Origin of the sequence: Microbacterium rhizosphaerae (assembly GCF_034120055.1) — a bacterium.
Taxonomy (GTDB): domain Bacteria; phylum Actinomycetota; class Actinomycetes; order Actinomycetales; family Microbacteriaceae; genus Microbacterium; species Microbacterium rhizosphaerae.
Map to the genome: position 1 here is coordinate 2,769,145 of NZ_CP139368.1, position 22,078 is coordinate 2,791,222.

Consider the following 22,078-nt stretch of genomic DNA (forward strand, 5'->3'; position numbering starts at 1 on the left):
GATTCACTGTAGGACGTTCAGTCCTCGAACACTCCGTAGACCTCGACGGTGTTGGCGGCGACCTGCGCGCACAGCTCGTCGAGGTCGGCGTCGAGCTCCTCGGCGAGGAAGCGCATCGTGACGGGCACGAGGTACGGCGCGTTCGGGCGCCCCCGGTGCGGCACGGGGGTGAGGAACGGGGCATCCGTCTCCACCAGGATGCGCTCGCGCGGGGTCACGGCCAGCGCGTCGCGCAGGTTCTGCGCGTTCTTGAACGTGACGTTGCCGGCGAAGCTGAGGTAGTAGCCGCGCTCGGCCGCGATGCGCGCCATGTCGGCGTCGCCCGAGAAGCAGTGGAACACCGTGCGCGCCGGCGCGCCGACGCGCTCGAGCGTCTCGAGCACCGCGTCGTGCGCATCGCGGTCGTGGATCTGCATCGCGATGCCATGCTTCTTCGCGAGCGCGATGTGCGCCTCGAAGCTCTCGTGCTGCGCGGGCTGCCCCGACTCGTCCGTGCGGAAGAAGTCGAGGCCGGTCTCGCCGATCGCCCGCACGCGCGGCTGCGCGGCGAGCTCGTCGATCACGGCGATCGCCTCGGCGAGTCGCCCCGCCCCGGCGTAGGCCGGAGCCTCGTTCGGGTGGATCGCGACGGCCGCGAGGACGCGGGGGTGGGATGCCGCGGCCCACGCCGACCATCGGCTGGACTCGATGTCGCCTCCGGCCTGAACGACGCCCGCGATGCCGACGGCCATCGCGCGCTCGAGCTGCTCATCGAGCGTGAGCCCGACGGTCCCCGAGCCCGTCGAGGGGCCGTCCTCGATCTCGAGATGGCAGTGGTTGTCGTACACCGGCACCGCGAGAGGCTCGGGCGACGCCGGGTACGTGACGTCGCGCGAGCCCTTCTCGCGCTGCCGGACGTACCCCTCGACAGGCTCGCGGACCGAGGGATCCGTCATGCCTGCTCGATGCGCGGGAAGAGCGGCGAGAGGCCGTTCACGCTCGTGCCCGGGCGCAGCGCGCCCCAGCTGCCCGCCTCGCGGATCGGCTGGTCGACGATGCGTCCGACGGTCTCGCCGGCACCGAGCGACATCCACAGCTTCTCGGTCGCGATCGGCATCACGGGAGACAGCAGCACGGCGAGGGCGCGCAGGCCCTCCGCCGCGGTGTAGAGCACGGTGCCGAGGCGGCCGCGCTGCGCGTCGTCCTTGGCGAGCGCCCACGGCTCGTTCTCGGTGATGTACAGGTTCAGCGCGTCGACGATCGTCCAGATCGCGGAGATCGCCTCGTCGGTGCGGAACCGCTCGATCGCCGCATCGGCGGCGGCCGCCGCATCCCGCACCGTCTTCTGGATGCCGAGATCGACCTCGGCGTATTCGCCCGCGACGGGGACGATGCCCTCGTAGTAGCGCTCGATCATCGCGATCGTGCGGGATGCGAGGTTGCCGAAGCCGTTCGCGAGCTCGGCCTGGTAGCGCGCCGACAGGTCCTCCCACGAGAACGAGCCGTCGTGGCCGAACGGGATCGCCGACAGGAAGTAGAAGCGGTACGCGTCCGAGCCGAAGACGTCGGTGATCTCGGTCGGCGCGATGCCGGTGAGCTTGGACTTCGACATCTTCTCGCCGCCGACCAGCAGCCAGCCGTGCGCGATGACGCCCTTCGGCACCTCCAGGCCCGCGGCCATCAGCATGGCCGGCCAGATGACCGCGTGGAAGCGCAGGATGTCCTTGCCGACGACGTGGTAGCCCGGCCAGCGACGCTCGAACTCCGCCTCATCCGCGCCGTAGCCGATGGCCGTGGCGTAGTTCAGCAGCGCGTCGACCCACACGTAGATGACGTGCGACTCGTCCCACGGCACCTTGATGCCCCAGTCGAACGTCGACCGGGAGATCGACAGGTCCTTCAGGCCGTTCTTCACGAAAGAGACGACCTCGTTGCGCGCCGAGTCGGGCCGGACGAAGTCGGGCACGGTCTTGTAGAGGTCCAGCAGCGCGTCCTGGAACTCGCTGAGCTTGAAGAAGTAGTTCTTCTCCTGCAGCAGCTCGAGCGGCAGGGAATGGATCGCGCAGACCTTGAGACCCTCGAACGGGCCCGTGCCGTCGACGATCTCGGACTCGGTCTTGAACTCCTCGCAGCCGACGCAGTACAGCGCCTCGAACTCGCCCGCGTAGATGTAGCCGCGGTCGTAGATCGCCTGCACGAACTTCTGCACCCGCTCCTCGTGGCGCTCCTGCGTCGTGCGGATGAAGTCGTCGTTGGCGACGTCGAGCGTCTTCAGCAGCGGGAACCACGCCTCTGCGACGAGCTTGTCGACCCACTCCTGGGGCGTCGCCCCGTTCGCCGCGGCCGCGCGCAGCATCTTCTGGCCGTGCTCGTCCGTCCCGGTCAGCATCCAGGTGTCATCGCCCGCCTGGCGGTGCCAGCGCGCGAGCATGTCGACCGCCACCGTCGTGTATCCGTGGCCGATGTGCGGCACATCGCTCGGGTAGTAGATCGGCGTGGTGATGTAGAACGAACTCACCCGAAGAGTCTAGTGAGAGCGGGATGCGGCCAGCCGCGGTGTGACGGGCGTCCCCGGGTTCACGCGCGACGCGCGAGCACCGCCTGGTACAGCTCCCGACTCGAATGCCCGGTGTGTCCGGCGACCTCCGCCGCGGCATCCTTCAGGCGCACGCCCGAGCCGACGAGCTCGGTGACCTGAGACACGGCGTCGTCGAAGTCGACCGCGCGCGGGGCGGCGCCGGCGACGACGACCACGATCTCGCCGCGAACGCCGTCCTGCGCCCACGCGGCGAGTTCGGCGAGCGTGCCGCGGCGGACCTCTTCATGGAGCTTGGTGAGCTCGCGGCAGACCGCGGCGGACCGGTCGGCGCCGAAGGCGTCGGCCATGTCGGCGAGGGATGCGGCGACCCGCGACGGCGACTCGAAGAACACCATGGTGCGCGGCTCGGTCGCGACGGCGCGGAGCCACGCGCGGCGGTCGCCGGGCTTGCGCGGCACGAAGCCCTCGAAGGTGAAGCGGTCGGTCGGCAGTCCGGACACCGCGAGCGCCGTGACGACGGCGCTCGGCCCGGGGATCGCGGTGACGGTGACGCCCTCCGCCGCCGCGAGCGCGACGAGGGCGTAGCCCGGGTCGCTGACCGTCGGCATGCCGGCATCCGAGAGCACCAGGACGTCCTCGTCGCGCGCGAGCGCGACGAGGACGCCCGACCGCTCCTTCTCGTTGTGGTCGTGCAGCGCCACGAGGCGCGGGCGGTTGTCGACGCCGAGCGCGGCGAGCAGGCGCTGGGTGGTCCGGGTGTCCTCCGCGGCGACCACGGTGGCGTTCTCGAGAGCCTCCACGAGCCGCCGCGATGCATCCCCGAGATTGCCGATCGGCGTCGCCGCGAGGATGATCACCGCCCCAGCATAGGCTTGTGCGCGTGACGTCGATCGACGAGCCGCTGCTCGCCCATGCCCCGGCCGCGCGCCCGTCGCTGTACGACAGGTGGGCGTGGCGGGTCATGGCCGACCCGGGCCGCGCGCGCTTCTACGACTGGGCGGCGCCGATCGTCATCACGCTGCTCGCGGGCATCCTGCGCTTCTGGAATCTCGCGCAGCCTCACGAGCTCGTCTTCGACGAGACCTATTACGTGAAGGATGCGTGGAGCCAGTGGAACCTCGGCTATCCGTCGACCTGGCCGAACGACGCCGACCGCAGCTTCGCCGACGGCCACGTCGACATCTTCACGAAGGACGGGAGCTTCGTCGTCCATCCGCCGCTCGGGAAGTACCTGATCGGCCTCGGCCTGTGGATCTTCGGCGCCGAGTCGTCGTTCGCGTGGCGCGTGGCGGTCGCCCTCATCGGCACGGCGACCGTGCTCGTGCTGTACTTCGTCGCGCGCCTCATGTCCGGCTCGACGCGGTTCGCGGCGGTGGCCGGCATCCTCATGGCGATCGACGGGCTCGCGATCTCGATGAGCCGCGTCGCGATCCTCGACATCTTCCTCACCTTCTTCATCCTGCTGGCGGTGTGGTTCGTCCTGCTCGACCGCCGGACGCACCTCGAGCGTCTCGCCGTCGTCATCGGGGGCCGCTCCGAGGAGGCGGAGCCGCCCGCGTGGGGACCGGTGCTGTGGCGCCGGCCGTGGCTGCTCGCCGGCGGCGCGGCGCTCGGCGCCGCCACCGCGATCAAGTGGTCGGGCCTGTACGTGCTCATCGGCTTCGGCGTCTACGTGATCGTGACGGATGCGCTCGCCCGCCGGCGCGCGGGAGTCCGGCTCTGGCCGGTGGATGCGCTGCGCCAGGGTCTCGTGGCGTTCGTGTGGGCCGTGCCGATCGCGGCCGTCGTCTACCTCGTCTCGTGGACGGGCTGGCTCGTCACCGCCGGCGGCTACGACCGAGACTCCGCGGGCGCGGCATCCGGGATCTGGGGCTGGGTGCCCGCTCCCCTGCGCGCCCTGTGGAACTACCACCAGGCCATGTATCAGTTCCACGTCGGGCTCTCGACGCCGCACACCTACGCGAGCCCGGCCTGGCAGTGGCCGCTGCTCATCCGTCCGACGTCGATGTACTGGCATCAGGATCAGTTCGGCCAGCGCGGCTGCACGTTCGCCGGCAGCTGCGTGCAGGCGATTTCGAGCATCCCCAACCCGCTCATCTGGTGGGGATCGATCGCCGCGGCGATCTATCTCATCTATCGGTTCATCGTCGCCCGCGACTGGCGCTACGCCGTGATCCTCACCGGCATCGCGACCACCTACCTGCCGTGGCTCATGTACCCCGATCGCACGATCTTCCAGTTCTACACGATCGCGATGCTGCCGTTCCTGATCCTCGCCCTCACCTTCGCCCTGCAGGCGATCGCCGGGTCGGGGTCGAGCGACGCGCACCGGCGACTCGTCGGGCAGCGGGTCGTCTGGATCTACCTCGCGGTCGTCGTGGTCGTCTCGGTGATCTGGTACCCGGTCGTCACCGGGATGACGGTGCCCTACGACTTCTGGCGCCTGCACAACTGGTTCCCGACCTGGGTGTGAGTGACGGGCGCCGCGCGCTGGTCGCGGCGAGGGGCCCGCACGAACGGCACCGGGCGGTTCGGCCCTCCGGGATCGACAAGCTCACGGGGTCGCGATAAAGCCGTGGTCGGGGGCGGGAACGCCGTCCTTCCAGGTGTGCCAGGTGCCGACGATGATGCCGTTGGCGGCGATGTCGCGAGGCTCGAGGACCGAGTAGACCGTCTTCCCGTTTGTACCCTTCCCCGCGTAGGTGAGCGCGCCGGTGGTGAAGTCGGTGTAGGGCGACGAGGCGTCGAAGTTCTCGTGCGTGTACGAGCACAAGGTCCCGCGGGATGAGCACGGCGAAACCTGGCGGCCGCGCTCGAGAGCGTCCCGCTCGCGCGCATCGCCCGCACGCGGTTCCGTCAACGCAAGTGGCGGCCAAGATCGATACTCCGTCGGTCGCCCATTCCACCTCACTCGTGCCCCGGTATCGCGGACGCGCCAAGCACAACCGCGAGCACAAGGCCTGTGCCTTCAGGCCGACCGCGACCCTGGTCGAGCAATGCCGCTTACCCGCTGATCCCTCCGCGCACAGGGCCGCGCGCCGCGCAGGTCGAAAGTCCTCCGCCGTGAGTTGCACGAGGCATACGCTCATCGCGCCCCGGGCAATGGCGACGTGGTTCGAGCCTGAAGGGACGTGCCCTATGGAGACAGACCTGTTCGTCCACTTCGCCGAGATCGCCGGTGTCTTCGTCGGGTTCGGTGCACTGATCAGTGTGCGCAGCGCTCCGGTGAGCGATGTGCACAGTGTTGTCTACCTGCAAGGCGTCCTCGGACTGGGAGTCTGGGTGGTCATCTCCGCCCTCATCCCCATCGCGGTCAGCCAATATGGCGTCGACGACCACTGGCTGTGGCTATCCTGCGCCGTGGTGGCCATCGCCATCTGGGCCATCTTCATGATTGTCTTCAATCGCAGTTCGGATTCCCGACAGCTGAGCCGCAGCCGACAACGGATCGATCGGATCTTCCCCTTTGTCGGACTGCCGCTGAACGTCTGCATTGCGGGGAGCATGGTGCTCATCATCACCAATCTCTCGCCGGGCAACGACGTGGCGCTCTACGTCACGGGGCTCACCGCGGCAGTGATCTTCGCCGGCTATACCCTGCTAGCACTCGTCATGAGCCAACAGCGCGGTTCCGGCGGGGACAAACGACAGGGCGAGCCGTAGAGGCGCGGTCAAGGTAGTACGCCGTCAAGTGAAGCATCATGCCCAACACGAAGCTCCCCCTGCATCCAGCCAACGAGTCGCGAAGGGACCGCTGCCAGGGATGGGTGACGAACGAGCAAATCGCGAAAGACTCTGCGCGGCGGCGTATCTGTCGCAGGCGAACCTGCTGCGCTCACGGAAGGATCGCGTTGAGGAGCCGCTCCGCGTACACCTCGCCCGAAACGCTGATCAGGAACATCACCGTCGGCACGAGCAGCCCTGCGGCGGTGTGGAGCACGGTGTGGCTCGCCGAGATCGTGACCGGGGATTCCCGGATCCGCGTGTAGAGGTCCAGCAGGCCGCGCAATCGCGCTGATTCGTCGGTGGCGGGGTCGACCGTCCGCGGGTCGAACGCGGCGATGCGGTGGCGCAACGGGGCGAGCTGCCGCTCACGAGCGCGCCGCACGATCTTGCGGATGCTGCCTCGGATCCCGAACGTGGTGAGGATCACGGTGACGTAGCCGAAGCCGGTGAATCCGGCCGCGATCGGGAGCACGAGCGGCGAGCGCCACGAGACGAGCACGATCGTGAGGATCATGTAGAACGTCATCCACAGTCCTGTGGCCCAGGCGAACCCGATCTGGGTGGAGAGGGCTCTCCCGACCTCGGGCGAATCGGCGGGGCTCGCCCAGAACAGGTCGTGGTCGTATCGGGCCTCGCGCGACATGACGACCCAGGCGGTGGGTGTCGCGGTGACGGCGCCGAAGTCGAACAGGAGGAGCGCGATGAGCACGAGCGTTCCCGCGGCGATCTGGGTCAGCGCATCGGGCATCAGCAGCCAGGCGCAGCCGAGGGTGGTGACCGTCACGAGCGCGCCACTCAGGACCGCGGTCGACAGCCGCATCCACTTCCGGGCGAATGCCGCGAGGTCCACGGCATCCGACTCGTGGGTGAGGGTGGGAAGCAGCGCCATCGCATCGTTCACCATCGCCTTGAAGCCGGGCCGGGCGGGTTCGTCGAGCGGAGGCATCGCGAGTCGTGCGACCGAGTCGACGAACGCGTAGAAGGCCAAGACGATCACCCAGCCTAGCCAGTTCACGCGCACCCAGTCCCCGGCCACGGCGGTGGCGATCAGCGCCAGACCCAGCCGGGCTACCACGCCGGTCAGTCCCATAGTGACGGAGGCGCCCACGCTGTAGTAGGGCTGGCCGAGCTTGCGCCTTACCCAGTTCTCGGGCCGACGGAAGACGTAGTAGACGTCCGACCCGTAGCGTCGGCAGATCTCCTCTACAGCGGCTTCGAACCGAGCGCTCCGTGCGGGCCTCTCGGCCGCCGGCGAGGCGGGCGGAGCGCCGATCGCCGGCGCGGCAGCGGCGTGCATGCGGGATGCGGTGTCGACCACGTTGATCACCTCCCCAGTGTTGGCTTGGGCGGGCTTGCGCCCGAAGCGTAACGGGCCGAGGGGCCGCGCACGAGGGTCTTTCGTCCTCCCGCGTCCCGCTTCGTGACCGGTCGCGCGGAAGCGCTGCGGCAGGCGGCAGATGAGAGCGGGCCCACTCAGCGGAGGCCGACGGCACCCGCCAACGAGGATGTCGCGACGACGCCCACAACTTGATCGGGAACGAGCGCACGGGGAGCCGTCCGCGAGGTACCTTCACCGGGCGATGCCCGCTGAGGGATCCATCGGACCTGCGTGAAGGTGTCGAGTCACATCTCGCTCTGCATGCTCTCTCGCACTGCGCGGTTCATGAGCAGCTTCTTGATGCCGCTGAGTTCGGCCTCCAGGGTGAAGGTGACCTTCGTTCCTGTTCCTGCGGGTGTGAGGACGTAGCTGCCGACGGGACGGACGGGACCGCTGATGGTCTTGAACGCGTACTTCGTCGGAGCCGGTGTGCGAAGGACCCATCCCGCGCAGGGTCGAAAGTCCTTGGTCCGGGCGGGGCTGGCGGTGTTGGCTGGGCGTCGATCCAGAGACTGCCGCCCTCCTCGGGCGACGGCGGCTGGACGAGGAGTCAGATGTCTGCGCCGATGCTGCCTGGGACTGCTGCAGGGAGCCGCCTCTCGCGGCGCCCGAGATGCTCACACGCCCCGACGCTCGCCGTTCCGGGGCCACTGTGAGGGAGGGGGAGTTGGATCGGGATGCTGGGACCACTAGGTCCGAGCTTGCGGCCCCCACCATTGCAGGGCGCAGCCGCCGACACGCGGCGGCCGCGATGCGCGCGCCATACCCCGCCGTACTACTGGACGTACTCGGCGCAGGTCACTTCAGGGAGCGGCTCCGTCACGGCGGATTCGAGGTGATTCTCCTTCCAGGGAAACGCGGGGCGAGCACCGCGCCGGGCTCGAGTGCCGACGGGTTCCGTTCGGCTGCGGCTCGGATCGGCGTCCCGATCGAGAGTTGCGTGGCGGTGGTCTCTGAACCCAGTCACGCCCGGGCCGCGCGGGAGGCCGGGGTCGGCCTGGTTGTGGGCATCACTGACGTGAAGACCAGGGCTGCGCTCGAAACCGCCGGCGCCGACCGGGTGCTGGACGATATCGGACAATTGGACCTGGGCGGACTCGCGATCGATCCGTGGAATCTGACCTTCTACGGCTTCGACTCAGTGCACGAGGGTCACCGCGAGGCGCTCATGGTGACCGGCAATGGGTATGTCGCGACTCGAGGTGCCCAGGGGGAACGAACCGAGGGCCGTATCCATTACCCGGGCACCTACCTCGCCGGCGTCAACGACACGGCCTCAGCTCGCTCGCATGGACGGACCGTGCGCGAAGAACACCTGGTCAATTTGCCGAACTGGCTAGCGTTCGACCTTCGCATCGGCGCAGGATCTTGGTGGTCTGAGCAAACGGAGTCTGCACTCGAAGAGGAGGTCAGGCGGGTCGACCTGCGCCGAGGTGTGCTCACTCGCACAGCGATCGTGACAGACGGGATCAGGCGCTTGCGTGTGACGCAGACAACGTTCGTGTCGATGCGAGACCGGCATCTGATGATGCAGGAAACCGTACTCGAGCCGCTCGAATGGGCCGGGAAGATCGACGTGCGAAGCGGCATCGATGCCCACGTGCGCAACAGCAATGCCGGCACCGCTGCACGCCACCTGAGCCGACCCCGATTCACTGTGCATGGCGACGCACTGACATGCGAGGTGACCACGAGACACAGTCGCGTCGACGTCGCCTTCGCTGTCCGTCAGAGCGCGCACGGTCAGATCCGCCGGCAGAACTGGATCGACACCGGCACCGCCGGCCTGCTGCACCTGGAAGCAGCGGTTTCGCCTGCAACGCCACTCCGGATCAACAAGACTGCGGCGATCGCATCATCCCGCGATCCGGCGATCGACACGGCCGCGGCCGCAGCATTGCGGCACCTCGACGCGGTACCACCCGACCGCATTCGCCTGCGGCATGAAGCCGCCTGGCAGCGACTGTGGGAACGCTACGGGATCGAGATCGACGCCGACCCCCAGAGTCAGGCCGTCCTCAACCTGCACGTCTTCCATGTTCTCCAGGCCGTATCCGATCACACGCCTGAGGGGGCGGGCATCCCAGCGCGCGGGCTGCACGGGGAGGGATACCTCGGCCACGTGTTCTGGGACGAACTGTTCGTGCTTCCGGTCCTGGGTCTGCGAAACCCGCAGATCGCCCGTACGCAGCTCGATTACCGCTGGAACCGCCTGGAAGCCGCACGCGCGGCCGCGGCGGAGGCGGGTTTACCGGGCGCGCGGTTCCCTTGGCAATCCGGCACCGACGGCACAGAGCAAACCCCTGGCGCCCTCTTCAATCCCCGATCACACCGCTGGATGCCTGATCATTCCGCCCGCCAGCTGCACGTCGGCCTGGCCGTGGCCTACAACGCCTGGCAGTTCTACGAGCTCACCGCCGACCTCGTCTGGCTCGCCGACCGGGGCGCCGAGCTCATCATCGAAGTGGTCCGTCATTTCGTGGCAATGGCCGAGCACGACCCAGCGGATGGACGCTTTCACATCGACGGCGTGATGGGGCCGGACGAGTACCACGACGGGCCACCGACTGCGCCCGGAACCGGACTGCGCGACAACGCCTACACCAACGTCATGACCGCCTGGAGCTGTCGGCGCGCCCTTGACGCGCTCGACCGTCTCCGCGGACATCTCGCGGACGACCTGATCGCTCGCCTCGACATCCGTGCCGAGGAACGTGAGCAGTGGTCGCTTATTGCGACAAGGATGTTCCTGCCCCTGCACGGTCGGGGTGTGATCAGCCAATTCGATGGCTACGACCAGCTCGAGGAGTTCGACTGGAACGCCTACCGGTCCCGCTACGGGAACGTCGAGCGCCTCGATCTCATCCTCGAGGCCGAGGGCGATACCACCAACCGCTATAAGGTCGCCAAACAGGCCGACGTGCTCATGCTCGTGTACACCCTCGGAGTCGATGTGCTCACTGAATTGCTGGATGAGCTCGGCTATCAGGCCGACCTGCACGCCTCACTCGACTACTACCTGCCGAGGACCTCGCACGGCTCGACTCTCAGTCGGGTCGTCACCGCCTCAGTGCTCGCCCAGTTGCGCCCCGACGAATCGTGGCCTACGTTCCGGGAGGCACTCGACGCCGACCTCGACGACACCCAGGGCGGCACCACCCGGCAAGGCATTCACCTCGGCGCCATGGCCGGCACGGTCGACCTCGCCGTTCGAAGCTACGCCGGCCTCAGAACTCGCAACGACGAACTGCAATTCACTCCGCGGCTGCCCGCAGAGCTGCGAGGCGCCTCTTTCCGGCTTCATTACCGTGGCCAGGCGCTCGAGGTGCACCTCGACCACGCCAGACTCACCATCCGATCCCACGCATCCAGCGCGCCACCGATCCAGGTCACCGTGGGCGACCGCAGCGTGGCACTGGCGCCGGGCGCCGAACACAGATTCAGTCTTTCCTGAACACTGACTACCTCACTCAGCCGTTCCCTTCCACACCTTCGGGCCGCCGCCACAGCGGCGATTCTCCATTGCGCGCGGCGCGTGCGGAACAGACAGCGGCCGCACGACGGGTTACCGGGACGAGGGTCGTCCGGCGCCACCAGGCTGCCGTCCGCACCTGCCTCGCACGATGGGCGTCCCGGGTCCAAAGTCCCGGCCTCTCTCCCTGAACCGCGTGCATCCTGGTGAGGGCCGGATGCGTGGACAGCATCGCAACCGCCGACCGCGAGCCACCCGGAGGTGAGAGATGGCCTGACAGCAGGCGTGCGGCGACCCTCGCGGACGCTGCGCCCGTACACCGATTTCCAGGGAGGAGTACGACATGGATCCTGTTCCACCGATCGTCACCCAGGATCTGGCGAAGCGCTATCGGCACAGCCTCGCTTTGGACGGGGTGAGCCTGACGTTGGAGCCTGGTGAGGTGTTCGGCTACCTCGGTCCTAACGGCGCGGGCAAGACCACGACGATCCGGCTTCTGATGGGCATGCTGCGTCCCAGCTCCGGGCGCGCGGTGGTGTGCGGCTTGGATGCGTGGAGCGAGGCTCGGGATGTCCATCGCGTCGTCGGGTATGTTCCCGGCGAGCCTTCGGTCTATACGCGACTCACGGGCGCGCAGCACATCGACTACATCTGCCATCTGCGGGGGCGCAAGGACCACGCCCGCGCAGTCCAGGTGGCCGAGCGACTGTCGCTCGATCTCACCCGGAGGGCAGGCGTGCTCTCCCGCGGCAACCGGCAGAAGCTCGCGCTCGTCCTCGCGGTCATGTCCCGGCCGGCGCTTCTCATCCTCGATGAACCGACGTCTGGGCTGGATCCGCTGGTCCAGCATGAGGTCCACTCTCTCCTGCGCGAACACGCGCAGGACGGCGGGAGCGTGTTCCTCTCCTCGCACGTTCTCGGGGAGGTTCAGCGCGTCGCGACGAGGATCGGGGTCCTCCGCCAGGGCAAGCTCATCGCCGTGGAGCGCCTCGACGAGCTCAGCGCTCGCTCGCTCCACCGCGTCCGCGCCACGTTCGCGACGCCCGTCAGCGTGGAGGACTTCGCCGGAATATCGGGAGTGACAAACCTCGTCGCAATCGGCGAGCGCATGAGGTGCGAGGCGCCGCAGTCCGCGCTCGACGCGCTCCTCAAGCGGATCAGCGCCCACCCGGTCGTCGACTTCGAGTGCGCCGAATCGGACCTCGAGGACATGTTCATGACCTACTACGGAGGCGACCACGATGCTGAGCACCGTGTTCACGAAGTCGCTGTATGACCAGTGGAAGGCCCTGCTGTGGTGGGCCCTCGCCATCGTTCTGCTGATCGCGACCTACGTCGCCATCTGGCCCAGCATGCGGGACCAGCCCTCGATGGCCGACTTCCTCAACCAGATGCCCGAGGCACTGCGGAGCCTGTTCGCTACGACCGGTGCCGATCTCACGACACCGGTCGGCTACATCCAGGTCGAGCTCATGTCGTTCATGGCTCCGATCGTCCTGCTGCTGTATGCCATCGGGCGCGGGGTGTCTGCGGTCGCGGGTGAAGAGGAGGCGCACACGCTCGAGTTGCTCCTGTCCACACCGCTCGCCCGTGCGCGGATCATCGCGGAGAAGTTCGCAGCCATGACCGTCGGCGTCGCCTTCCTCGCCGCCGTCACCGGGTTCTCCCTCGTCCTCGAGGGATCGCTCGCAGATATGAACCTCCCCGCCCAGAACGTCGCCGCAGCCATGGTGCATCTCGGATTGCTCGCCCTCGTCTTCGGCACGCTCGCCCTGGTGCTCTCGGCATCCACCGGTCGCACAGGGCTCAGTCGCGGTATTCCTGCCGCCCTCGCCGTGGCTGCCTACGCGGTCAACGGCCTGGCACCCCTCGTGGACTGGCTGGAACCGCTGCAGAAGTACTCGCCGTTCTTCCAGTACGCCGGACACGATCCTCTCCGCAACGGCATCGACATGACCGACGTCCTGGTCGCTGCCGCAACCTGCCTCGTGCTGGTCGCCCTCGCGGCGATCGGCTTCCGATCCCGGGACACCGCCGCCTGACGAGCAAGGGGACCTTCGGCCCTGGCCGCCTGGGCGGCACCGTGCAGAGTGTGAATATGCCATCCCGACCACCCCTCACGGACAGCACCGGAGACCCCACGCTCAACGGTGGGAGCTCCGGACGCACGACGATGCGATCGGCACAAGTGCTCGGTATCGCGGGGACCGTGCTCGCCGGCATCCCGATCGCCGCGCCACTGGTCCTGCTGCTGGTCTCCCTCCTCACCGGGCGGGGAGCGCGCCTCGACTTCCTCCTGCCCGGCGAACTGATCGTCGCCGTTGTCCTCGGCGGACTGTGCCTGCTCGCGGCGGCGCTCCTGAGTCAGGGACTCCGCGTGATCGTCGGGACCACCCTCGGAGTGGTCGTGGCGTTGTTCGCACTCGTCGGCGTCACGGCGGACGCCACGGGGCTCGCGTCAGGTGCGACCCAGCCCGAGGGATGGCCCTTGGTTGTCGTCGGGACTGTATACGGCCTGTACGTCCTGGCGGTGATCGGTCAGTTCGCCGTCGGGGTGATGCTGTGCCGCCGGCTCTTCGCAGGCGAGCGGCACCGTCGGTGAACCGTCGCCGACGTCCGGCGTGTCGACATCGACGATGAGGAGGCAGCATGCCGCATCCGATCATTCACTTCGAGTTCGGTGCGCCCGACGGAGGGGCGCTCGCCGAGTTCTACCGCAGGCTGTTCGGGTGGGAGGTCCAGCCGGCCGGCCCCGAGTACTGGCTGCTCTCGCCGGGCGCAGAAGGGATCGGGGGTGGCGTGCTGCAGACCAGCCGCGGCATCCCGCCCTATTTCACTGTCTATGTCGCCGTCGACGATCTGGACGAGGCGCTGACGGATGCCGAGAAGCTCGGCGCAGCCCGCATCGTCCTGCCGACGTCCGTGCCCGGCGTGGGACGCTTCGCGATGATCCGCGACCCGGCCGGAAACATGGTGGGCATCATGGAGCAGAGCGAGCCTGGACCGTCGACCACTCCCGCCTCCGAGAGTCCTCTCCCGGCGGCATGAAGTCGTGCAACGGGCTGACCCCAGGTCCCGCCGGTGCCACGCGCTCGAATCAGCCCAGCCGCGAAGCGCGGATCAGCCGAGGGGCGCCAACTCCGCCGCGCCAGCTGCGAGCAGCTCCGCCGCGACGCGGGCGGCGACGTCGGCCGCGGCATCCTTCTGCAGCACGGTCGCGTGCGACGCCGTGAGGTGCGCGGAGCCGTCCGGGGCGTAGATGCGCGCCGTGAGGAACAGCATGTCGTCCTCGACGAACGCGTGCGCGCCGATCGGCGCAGCGCAGCCCGCCTCGAGCTCGGCGAGCACGCCCCGCTCGGCCGACGTGGTGAGGCGCGTGGGGCGGTGGTCGAGCCGCGACACGAGCTTCTCCTCGTCTCGGCGCGTCTCGATGGCCAGCGCGCCCTGGGCGGGCGCCGTCGGCCACGTGTCGAGGTCGAGGAGCTCGGTGACGGCGTCGGAGCGGCCGACGCGATCGAGCCCCGCGGCGGCGAGGATGACGGCATCCAGCCGCCGCTCCGGGTCGTCGGCGCCCACGCGACCGAGCCGCGTGTCCACGTTGCCGCGGATGTCGACGAGCTCGAGATCGGGTCGGAGGGACGCGACCTGCGCACGACGGCGCGGCGAGCCCGTGCCCACCCGCGCACCCTCGGGAAGGGTGTCGAACGTGAGGCCGTCGCGGGCGCACAGCGCGTCTCGCGCGTCGGCGCGACGCGGCACGGCGGCGACCGAGAGTCCGGAGGCCTTCGCGGTCGGCAGGTCCTTGTACGAGTGCACGACGGCGTCGATCTCGCCGGCCAGGAGCGCATCGCGCAGCGCCTTGGCGAAGACGCCCGTCCCGCCGAGCGACGCCAGCGACGCTGTGGAGGTGTCGCCCTCGGAGGTGATCACCACGAGCTCGCCCCCGAGAGCGTCGGCGATCGTGCCGGCCTGGGCGAGCGCCAGGGCGCTGCCCCGCGTGCCGATGCGGAGGGTCACGGCGCGATCCCCGCGACGGCGGGCTTGAATCCGAGGCGCACGTTCTCGCAGCATCCCGGCCGGCACACGTCGAACCACGGCCCGAGTGCGGTGAGAGCGGGCCGTTCGTCCGTCGGCACGCCGTCGCGGCGCTCGAGGACGAGATCGACCAGCCCGCTCACGAAGGCGGGGTGCACACCCGGCGTCGGCACGCGCACCGCGGTCATGCCGTGCGCATCGGCGGTCTCGAGGGCCTCGGTGTCGAGGTCCCACGCGACCTCCATGTGGTCGGAGATGAAGCCGAGCGGCACGATCACAAGACCTGTGACACCGTCGGCCGCGAGCTCTGCGATGCGGTCGTTGATGTCGGGCTCGAGCCACGGCTGGGTCGGCGGACCGGACCGCGACTGGTAGACGAGGTCCCAGCCGACACCCGGGTGGTCGGCCATGACGACCTCGGCGACCGCACGGTGCTGCGCGGCGTACGCACCGCCCGCGCCGAAGTCGAGGTCGCGGGGGCCGGAGCGGTCGGCATCCGCGATCGGCACGGAGTGCGTCGAGAAGAGCACGTGCGTCTTCGCGGTGCCCCCCACTTCCGCCAGCCCTGCCCGCACGCCGTCGACGAAAGGCTGGACGAAGCCCGGATGGTCGAAGAACTGGCGCACCTTGTCGATCGTGACGGTGCCTTCGAGTCCCGTCTCGGCGAGTGCCGCGGCGTAATCCTCGCGGTACTGACGGCAGCTCGAGTACGACGAATAGGCGCTGGTGCCGATGGCCAGGAGCGTCCTCAGGCCCCGCTCGTCGGCCTCCCGCAGCGCGTCGGACAGATACGGAGCCCAGTTGCGATTGCCCCACAGCACGGGCAGGTCGATGCCGCGCGCGGCGAGCTCCGCCTCGAGCGCGGCCTTGAGCGCCCGGTTCTGGTCGTTGATGGGACTCACGCCCCCGAACGCGCGGTAGTGGTGTGCGACTTCCTCGAGACGCTCCTCGGGGATGCCGCGCCCGCGAGTGACGTTGCGCAGGAACGGGATGACGTCATCCTGCCCCTCCGGACCGCCGAAGCTCGCGAGCAGGATCGCACCGTAGGCGACGGGGGCCTCGACGTGCGCGGCGCCCGAGGACGCGGCGGGCGAGGCTGCCAGGACCTGACAGTCGGCGGCACTCACGAGAGCACCTCGGCGAGCTCGCCTGCCTCGATCCGGCGGCCGGCGAAGAACGGGACCTCCTCACGCACGTGCAGACGCGCGTCGGTGGCGCGCAGGTGGCGCATGAGGTCGACGAGGTCGACCACGTCGTCGGCTTCGAGCGCGAGCAGCCACTCGTAGTCGCCGAGCGCGAAGCTCGCGACGGTGTTGCTCAGCACCTGGGGGTAGTCGCGGCCCTTGCCGCCGTGGTCGGCGAGCATCCGGCCGCGCTCCGCGGCGGGCAGGACGTACCACTCGTAGCTGCGCACGAACGGGTACACGGTCACCCAGCCCTTGGGAGCCAGGCCCCGGGCGAAGGCGGGCGCGTGGTCACGGCTGAACTCCGCCTGACGGTGCACGCCCATCGCGTTCCAGGTCGGCAGGAGCGGCGCGAGCTCGCGCGTGCGGCGCAGCACGCGCAGGTCGGCCTGCAGCTGCTCGGCCGAGTCGCCCGTGAGCCACAGCAGGATGTCGGCATCCGCCCGCATCCCCGACACGTCGTAGAGCCCGCGCAGACGCGGTGCGATCTGCGCCGCCGCCTCGGCGAACGGCGCCCTCTCCCCTCCGCCGCCCGACGTGTGGGGGTCGCGGCGCAGCACCGCGTAGAGCGTGAAGAAGTCGGACGGGGACGAGGTCGTGTCTGTCACCCCTCCATCATGCGATTACGAATGCCTGAAGCTTGACCGGGCGCCGAGGCTCTCAGCGAGCTGGAAGCTCGTGGACGAGCTCGACGATGCGTCCGAGCACATCCGGGTCGGTCTCCGGCGGCACGCCGTGGCCGAGGTTGACGATGTGCGCCGGAGCGGCGGCGCCGCGCTCCACGACATCGCGGACGTGGGCCGAGAGCAGCGGCCAGGGTGCGGTGAGCAGCGCCGGGTCGATGTTGCCCTGCAGCGGGACCGTGCCGCCGAGGCGGCGGTTCGCCTCGTCGAGCGGCAGCCGCCAGTCGATGCCCACCACGTCGGCGCCCAGGGCGGGGAGGGCGTCCAGCACGTCGCCCATGCCGAGTCCGAAATGGATGCGGGGCACCTCGAGGCCGCGGAGCGCGTCGAATGCGCGGCGCGAGTGCGGCGCGACGCGGCGGATGTAGTCGTCTCGCGACAGCGACCCCGCCCACGAGTCGAAGAGCTGCACGACGCTGGCGCCGGCCAGCACCTGGGTCTGCAGGAACGCCCCCGTGACGTCGGCGCACCAGTTCAGCAGCGTCGCCCACGCGCGCGGGTCGGTGCGCATGAGGGCGCGGGTGCGCAGCTGGTCCTTCGAGGGGCCGCCCTCGACGAGGTAGCTCGCGACGGTGTACGGCGCACCGCCGAAGCCGATGAGCGGCGTCTCGCCGAGCTCGGCGACCGTCATCGCGACGGCATCCGCAATCGGCTGGAGCGCCTCCGGTTCGATCGGACGCAGGCGCAGGATGTCGGCGGCCGACCGTACAGGCTCGTCGATGACGGGGCCGCGCCCGGAGACGATGCGCACATCCACTCCGGCGAGCAGCACCGGCACGACGATGTCGCTGAAGAAGACGGCGGCGTCCACGCCGTGACGGCGAACCGGCTGCATCGTGATCTCGGATGCGAGTGCCGGCGTGAGGCAGGCATCGAGCATCTCGGTGCCCGCCCGGCTGGCGCGGTACTCGGGCAGGGAGCGCCCGGCCTGACGCATGAACCACACCGGGAGTGTCTCGGGACGGGTGCCCTTCGCAGCCTGCACGAGCGGGCTGGATGCGGTGCGCCCGTCGCGCAGCGGATGGTCGGCGGGCAGGGCGATCGGGGTGGACGGCATCCCCCAAGGCTACGTGGAGTGTCGGTGTCGACCGGCTTCAGCACCTCTGACAGCTAAACTCCCGTCGTGCTCTTCTGCCTGACGGCGAATCACCGCAACACCGATTTCGACGTGCTGGATCGCATCTCGCACGTGACAGGAACCGACGCCGCGGACCGGATCGCCGCGCACGACTTCGTGCGCGGCGTCATCGTGCTGTCCACGTGCAACCGCTTCGAGGCGTATCTCGAGCTCGACGAGTCCCTCCTCGACGGCGGCGCCGTGGCTCGGACGGCCGTGATCGATGCACTGCGCGACGCGGGTGTGGATGCTCCGGATGCCGACGCCCTCGCCGCCTCGGCGGGATCGGTCGACGGCGACGACGTCGTGCACCACCTGTTCGCGGTGGCCTCGGGTCTCGAGTCGATGGTGGTCGGCGAGGAGGAGATCAACGGGCAGGTGCAGCGGTCGCTGTCGGCCGCGCGCACCGCCGGCACCACGAGCACCCTTCTCGAGCAGGCCTTCCAGCGCGCGGCCCACTCGACCCGCGCCGTGCGCGCGAAGGCCGACGTCGCCGCGGGCGGCCGCTCGCTCGCCCGCATCGCGCTCGATCTGGCCGGCTCCCGCGTCACCGACTGGTCGACCGTCCGCGTGCTCCTGGTGGGCACGGGGCAGTACGCCGCGACGACGATCACCGCGTTGCGTGCCCGAGGCGCCGAAGACGTGCGGGTCTTCTCCGCGACGGGGCGCGGTGAGAAGTTCGCCCTGAAGTACGCGGTGCGCGCGGAGCGCGACCTGGGCGAGGCGATCGCCCGCGCGGACATCGTCCTGACCTGCACCGCGCGGTACGTCATCACGGCCGACGACATCCCCGATTCGTCGCCGCGCCTCATCGTGGACCTCGGCCTGCCCCGCAATGTGGACCCCGCCGTCGGCGCGCTCCCGGGAGTGGAGCTCATGGACCTCGAGCTGCTCGGCCGCCACGCCGTCCTGCCGGAGCTCGGCCCCGGCGCGCACGAGCTCGTCGGCAACGCCGCGGCGACCTTCACCGCCGAGCGCGCCGCCGCCTCCGCGGTCGTCGCCGTCCGCACGCACATCCAGAAGCTGCTCGATGCCGAGCTGGCCCGGACCAGCTCCTCGCCCGACGCGGATGCCGTCGCCGCGGCGCTCCGGCACTTCGCCGGCGTGCTGTCGCACACCCCGTCGGTGCGGGCACGAGAGCTCGCCGCGGAGGGGCGCATCGACGAGTTCGAGGCTGCGCTCGGCACCGTCTTCGGTCTCGACGTCGCACCGCGCCTGCGCGCGATCGACGATGAGCGCGCCGCGGGTTAGAGCTCGGCCGGGTCTGTGACCGGCAGCCGGCAGGCGAAGTCGCGGCAGTCGTAGGCGGCCGGCATCCCGTCCACGGCGGTCTTGCCCTCGAACAGGGTGAATCCGGCATCTGCGAAGGCGCGCGCCTGCTCCTCTGTCACGATCGCGAGGACGTCGGACGGGATGCGGCGGGCCGCGGTCACGAGGTCGGCGTCTCCGGCGATCACGACCACCTGTCGTGGCGGGCGCGCCAGCAGCAGCGCCGCCTGCAGCATCGAGCCGTGGGCCAGCGGCTCGGCGAGCGCGCGGGCGGCGTAGCGGCGGACGATGTCGGCAGCCATCTCCCGGTACTCGTCGCCGGCGCCGAGCAGCCACAGCGCGAGCGCGCCGTGCGCGAGGGCGGACGGCGCCGAGGGGTGATCCGAGTCCGACGCATCGGGGGGATGCGGGGTGCCGTGGGCGCGGAGCACCGGATCGGCCCACTCCCGGGGCTGTGCGCGCGGTGTCGTTCCGCCTCGGTCGCCGGCGCTGCCGAGCTCATCCCCCGAGGGGCCGAACGGGCCCAGCACCTGACGGGCGGCGACGGCGTAGGCGACCTCTCCCGTGGCCGCGGCCAGCGCGGCGAGCCCGGCGGCCAGGAGTCCTGCGTCCTCTGCGGTCCCGGCGGCGCGTGAGGGCACATCGTCGAGCGACGCCCGCAGAAGCCGGCCGTCGGCGGAGATGTTCGATTCGAGGACGGCGTCGGCGGCCCAGCGCGCGGCCTCCAGCAGTCGGTCGTCCCCGAGTCGCGTGCCGGCCCGGGCGAGCGCGCCGATCGCGAGGCCGTTCCAGCCCGTGACGATCTTGCCGTCGGTCGCCGGCGGTTCGAGCTCGGCGCGGCCCGCGGCATCCCGCTGGTAGTACCCGCCCTCGCTGCGCTCCCCCGCGATCCAGGACTCCGAGTCCTGGGCGGCGGCGAAGCCGCCGGACGGCTGCTGCAGCACGTTCGTCAGGAACTGCGCGGTGCTGCGGACGAGGTCGTCGCGGCCCGCATCCAGCGACACGTCGATGAGCGTCGCGTTGTCGGTGAGCATGCGCTCGTAGTGCGGCTCGCTCCAGTCGCGCCGCGTCGCGTACCGGAAGAACCCGCCGTCCACCGCATCGCGCAGCGGCGAAGCCGCCATGGCCGCGAGGGCGCGGTCGGCCACCTCCTCGGTGTGCGCGGCGGCGTCGCGGCCGGCCCGCTGCAGGAACCCGAGCGCCGGCGTCATGGGGAACTTCGGGGTCGCGGCATCCGCCCCGCGTCCGGCGAAGCCGCCATGCTGCGGATCCTCCGCGGAGGCCGCGCGGCGAGCGGCGTCCGCCAGCTGGGCGAGGGTGGGCAGGTCGGAGGTCGCGGAGGCTCCGGCCTCCTCGAGGGCTGCGACGACGGCGGATGCGGCGGCATCCACCGTGTCGCGCCGCTCGGTCCACGCCTGCCGCACCGCGCCGAGCACCTGCGAGAACGACGGGATGCCGCCGCGCGGCTCGGGCGGGAAGTACGTGCCCGCGAAGAACGCGCGCCCGTCCGGGGTCGTGAAGACGCTGAGCGGCCAGCCGAGGCTGCGGGTGAACGCGCTCGCTGCGGCGAGGTAGGCGTCGTCGACCTCCGGATGCTCCTCGCGGTCCACCTTGACGCTGACGAACCCGTCGGCGAGTTCCGCGGCGATCTGCGGATCGGAGAACGACTCCCGCGCCATCACGTGGCACCAGTGGCAGGTGGAATACCCGATCGACACGAACACCGGGACGGCGCGCCGCCGCGCCTCGGCGAAGGCCTCCTCGCCCCACGGGAACCACGCGACGGGATTGGTCGCGTGCGCCCTGAGGTAGGGGCTCGCCGAGGTCGCGAGACGCTGGTTCACGGCACCCGGCTCAGTTGACCTCGTTGGGGTCGGCGCTCACGCGGCCCGACCCGTCCGGGTGGTCCAGGGCGTCGATGGCGGCGATCTGGTCGTCGGTCAGGGCGAAGTCGAACACGTGGAGGTTCTCCGCGAGACGCTCGCGGCGCACCGACTTCGGGAAGACGATGTTGCCGTGCTGGAGGTGCCAGCGGATGACGACCTGGGCCGGCGTCTTCTCGTGCGCGGCGGCCGCGTCGGCGACCGCCGGCGTGCCGAACAGGTCGTACTTGCCCTGGCCCAGCGGACCCCACGCCTCGATGCGGATGCCGTGCTGCGCCGCCCAGGTCGTGACCTCGCGCTGCTGGTGCGCGGGGTGCAGCTCGATCTGGTCGACAGCGGGGAGCTCGCCGGTCTCCGTGACGATGCGGTCCAGGTGCGGGACGAGGAAGTTCGAGACGCCGATGCTGCGGGCCAGGCCCTCGTCACGCAGCTCGATCAGGCGCATCCACGCGTTCACGTAGTTGTCGCGCGCCGGGGTCGGCCAGTGCACGAGGTACAGGTCGACCTGGTCGAGGCCGAGCTTGTCGAGGCTCTCCCGCAGTGCCGCCTGGGGTTCGTCGCCGTCGTGACGGTCGTTCCACAGCTTCGTCGTGACGAAGAGGTCGCCGCGGGCGATGCCGCTGGAGGCGATCGCGGCGCCGACGCCCTCCTCGTTGCCGTAGATCGCCGCGGTGTCGATGTGGCGGTAGCCGAGCTCGAGGGCCTCGCTCACGGCGCGCTCGGTATCGGCCGGCGGGACCCGGAACACGCCGTATCCGAGCTGGGGGATGGTGTAGCCGTCGTTGAGCTGCATGTCGGGGACAGTCATGCATC

The 22,078-nt window shown here is 70.0% G+C and carries 19 protein-coding genes; 8 read left to right on the forward strand and 11 right to left on the reverse strand.

The features are described 5' to 3' along the window. Positions 1-17: 17 nt before the first annotated feature. The 3 genes from SM116_RS12580 to rsmI are packed head-to-tail and all read right to left on the reverse strand — an operon-like array spanning position 18 to position 3,375. Complete coding sequence (locus SM116_RS12580; RefSeq protein WP_320941322.1) at positions 18-935, reverse strand: TatD family hydrolase; 918 nt, start codon at positions 933-935, stop codon at positions 18-20. Then, a complete protein-coding gene (metG, locus tag SM116_RS12585) occupies positions 932-2,497 on the reverse strand; it encodes a methionine--tRNA ligase (protein ID WP_320941323.1) in 1,566 nt (521 codons plus the stop codon). Before metG ends, SM116_RS12580 begins: the two co-directional genes overlap by 4 nt. Positions 2,498-2,556: 59 nt before the next feature. After that, positions 2,557-3,375, reverse strand: coding sequence for a 16S rRNA (cytidine(1402)-2'-O)-methyltransferase (gene rsmI / locus SM116_RS12590; protein ID WP_320941324.1), 819 nt, complete (start codon positions 3,373-3,375; stop codon positions 2,557-2,559). A gap of 23 nt (positions 3,376-3,398) precedes the next feature. Between rsmI and SM116_RS12595 the strand changes: the two genes are divergently transcribed. Next, positions 3,399-4,991, forward strand: a complete 1,593-nt coding sequence (locus SM116_RS12595; protein ID WP_320941325.1) for a dolichyl-phosphate-mannose--protein mannosyltransferase — start codon at positions 3,399-3,401, stop codon at positions 4,989-4,991. Positions 4,992-5,072: 81 nt separating this feature from the next. On the opposite strand, the gene SM116_RS12600 is transcribed toward SM116_RS12595, so the two are convergent. Continuing rightward, a complete protein-coding gene (locus SM116_RS12600; protein ID WP_320941326.1) occupies positions 5,073-5,378 on the reverse strand; it encodes a hypothetical protein in 306 nt (101 codons plus the stop codon). 278 nt (positions 5,379-5,656) lie between these two features. Here SM116_RS12600 and SM116_RS12605 point away from each other — a divergent pair, with 278 nt between their 5' ends. Continuing rightward, complete coding sequence (locus SM116_RS12605; RefSeq protein WP_320941327.1) at positions 5,657-6,181, forward strand: hypothetical protein; 525 nt, start codon at positions 5,657-5,659, stop codon at positions 6,179-6,181. Between the two features lie 172 nt (positions 6,182-6,353). Here the strand turns inward: SM116_RS12605 and SM116_RS12610 are convergent, their stop codons facing one another. Further along, positions 6,354-7,571, reverse strand: coding sequence for a hypothetical protein (locus SM116_RS12610; RefSeq protein ID WP_320941328.1), 1,218 nt, complete (start codon positions 7,569-7,571; stop codon positions 6,354-6,356). A 997-nt stretch (positions 7,572-8,568) separates the two neighbouring features. Between SM116_RS12610 and SM116_RS12615 the strand changes: the two genes are divergently transcribed. The 5 genes from SM116_RS12615 to SM116_RS12635 all read left to right on the forward strand — a co-directional run bounded on the left by SM116_RS12615 (position 8,569) and on the right by SM116_RS12635 (position 14,142). Next, on the forward strand, positions 8,569-11,076 hold the full coding sequence (locus tag SM116_RS12615) for a glycoside hydrolase family 65 protein (RefSeq protein WP_320941329.1): 2,508 nt from the start codon (positions 8,569-8,571) through the stop codon (positions 11,074-11,076). Positions 11,077-11,437: 361 nt separating this feature from the next. After that, on the forward strand, positions 11,438-12,370 hold the full coding sequence (locus SM116_RS12620; RefSeq protein ID WP_320941330.1) for an ABC transporter ATP-binding protein: 933 nt from the start codon (positions 11,438-11,440) through the stop codon (positions 12,368-12,370). Further along, positions 12,336-13,136: an ABC transporter permease subunit gene (locus SM116_RS12625; RefSeq protein WP_320941331.1), complete on the forward strand. Its 801-nt coding sequence runs from the start codon at positions 12,336-12,338 to the stop codon at positions 13,134-13,136. Before SM116_RS12620 ends, SM116_RS12625 begins: the two co-directional genes overlap by 35 nt. 131 nt (positions 13,137-13,267) lie before the next feature. Beyond that, a complete protein-coding gene (locus tag SM116_RS12630; RefSeq protein WP_320941332.1) occupies positions 13,268-13,696 on the forward strand; it encodes a hypothetical protein in 429 nt (142 codons plus the stop codon). A gap of 47 nt (positions 13,697-13,743) precedes the next feature. After that, on the forward strand, positions 13,744-14,142 hold the full coding sequence (locus SM116_RS12635) for a VOC family protein (protein ID WP_320941333.1): 399 nt from the start codon (positions 13,744-13,746) through the stop codon (positions 14,140-14,142). Positions 14,143-14,214: 72 nt separating this feature from the next. Here the strand turns inward: SM116_RS12635 and hemC are convergent, their stop codons facing one another. Genes hemC through hemE form a run of 4 tightly spaced genes read right to left on the reverse strand, consistent with a single transcriptional unit; the run spans position 14,215 to position 18,053 of the window. Further along, complete coding sequence (gene hemC / locus SM116_RS12640; RefSeq protein WP_425563265.1) at positions 14,215-15,165, reverse strand: hydroxymethylbilane synthase; 951 nt, start codon at positions 15,163-15,165, stop codon at positions 14,215-14,217. Next, positions 15,108-16,256 carry a ferrochelatase gene (locus SM116_RS12645; RefSeq protein ID WP_320941335.1) on the reverse strand — a complete coding sequence of 383 codons (1,149 nt, stop codon included), beginning with the start codon at positions 16,254-16,256 and terminating at the stop codon, positions 15,108-15,110. Before SM116_RS12645 ends, hemC begins: the two co-directional genes overlap by 58 nt. Continuing rightward, the gene (gene hemQ / locus SM116_RS12650) at positions 16,253-16,921 is read right to left on the reverse strand and encodes a hydrogen peroxide-dependent heme synthase (RefSeq protein WP_320941336.1); all 669 of its coding nucleotides are present in this window, start codon (positions 16,919-16,921) and stop codon (positions 16,253-16,255) included. Before hemQ ends, SM116_RS12645 begins: the two co-directional genes overlap by 4 nt. A gap of 52 nt (positions 16,922-16,973) precedes the next feature. Then, complete coding sequence (gene hemE / locus SM116_RS12655; RefSeq protein WP_320941337.1) at positions 16,974-18,053, reverse strand: uroporphyrinogen decarboxylase; 1,080 nt, start codon at positions 18,051-18,053, stop codon at positions 16,974-16,976. Between the two features lie 66 nt (positions 18,054-18,119). On the opposite strand from hemE, the gene SM116_RS12660 reads away from it, so the two are divergent. Further along, a complete protein-coding gene (locus SM116_RS12660) occupies positions 18,120-19,364 on the forward strand; it encodes a glutamyl-tRNA reductase (RefSeq protein WP_320941338.1) in 1,245 nt (414 codons plus the stop codon). Here SM116_RS12660 and SM116_RS12665 read toward each other — a convergent pair. Together SM116_RS12665 and SM116_RS12670 are read right to left on the reverse strand one after the other, a co-directional pair. Continuing rightward, entirely contained in the window at positions 19,361-21,226 is a 1,866-nt protein-coding gene (locus tag SM116_RS12665; RefSeq protein WP_320941339.1) for a thioredoxin domain-containing protein, read from the reverse strand. The genes SM116_RS12660 and SM116_RS12665 overlap by 4 nt on opposite strands. Positions 21,227-21,236: 10 nt before the next feature. Then, on the reverse strand, positions 21,237-22,073 hold the full coding sequence (locus tag SM116_RS12670; RefSeq protein ID WP_320941340.1) for an aldo/keto reductase: 837 nt from the start codon (positions 22,071-22,073) through the stop codon (positions 21,237-21,239). Positions 22,074-22,078 lie beyond the last annotated feature (5 nt).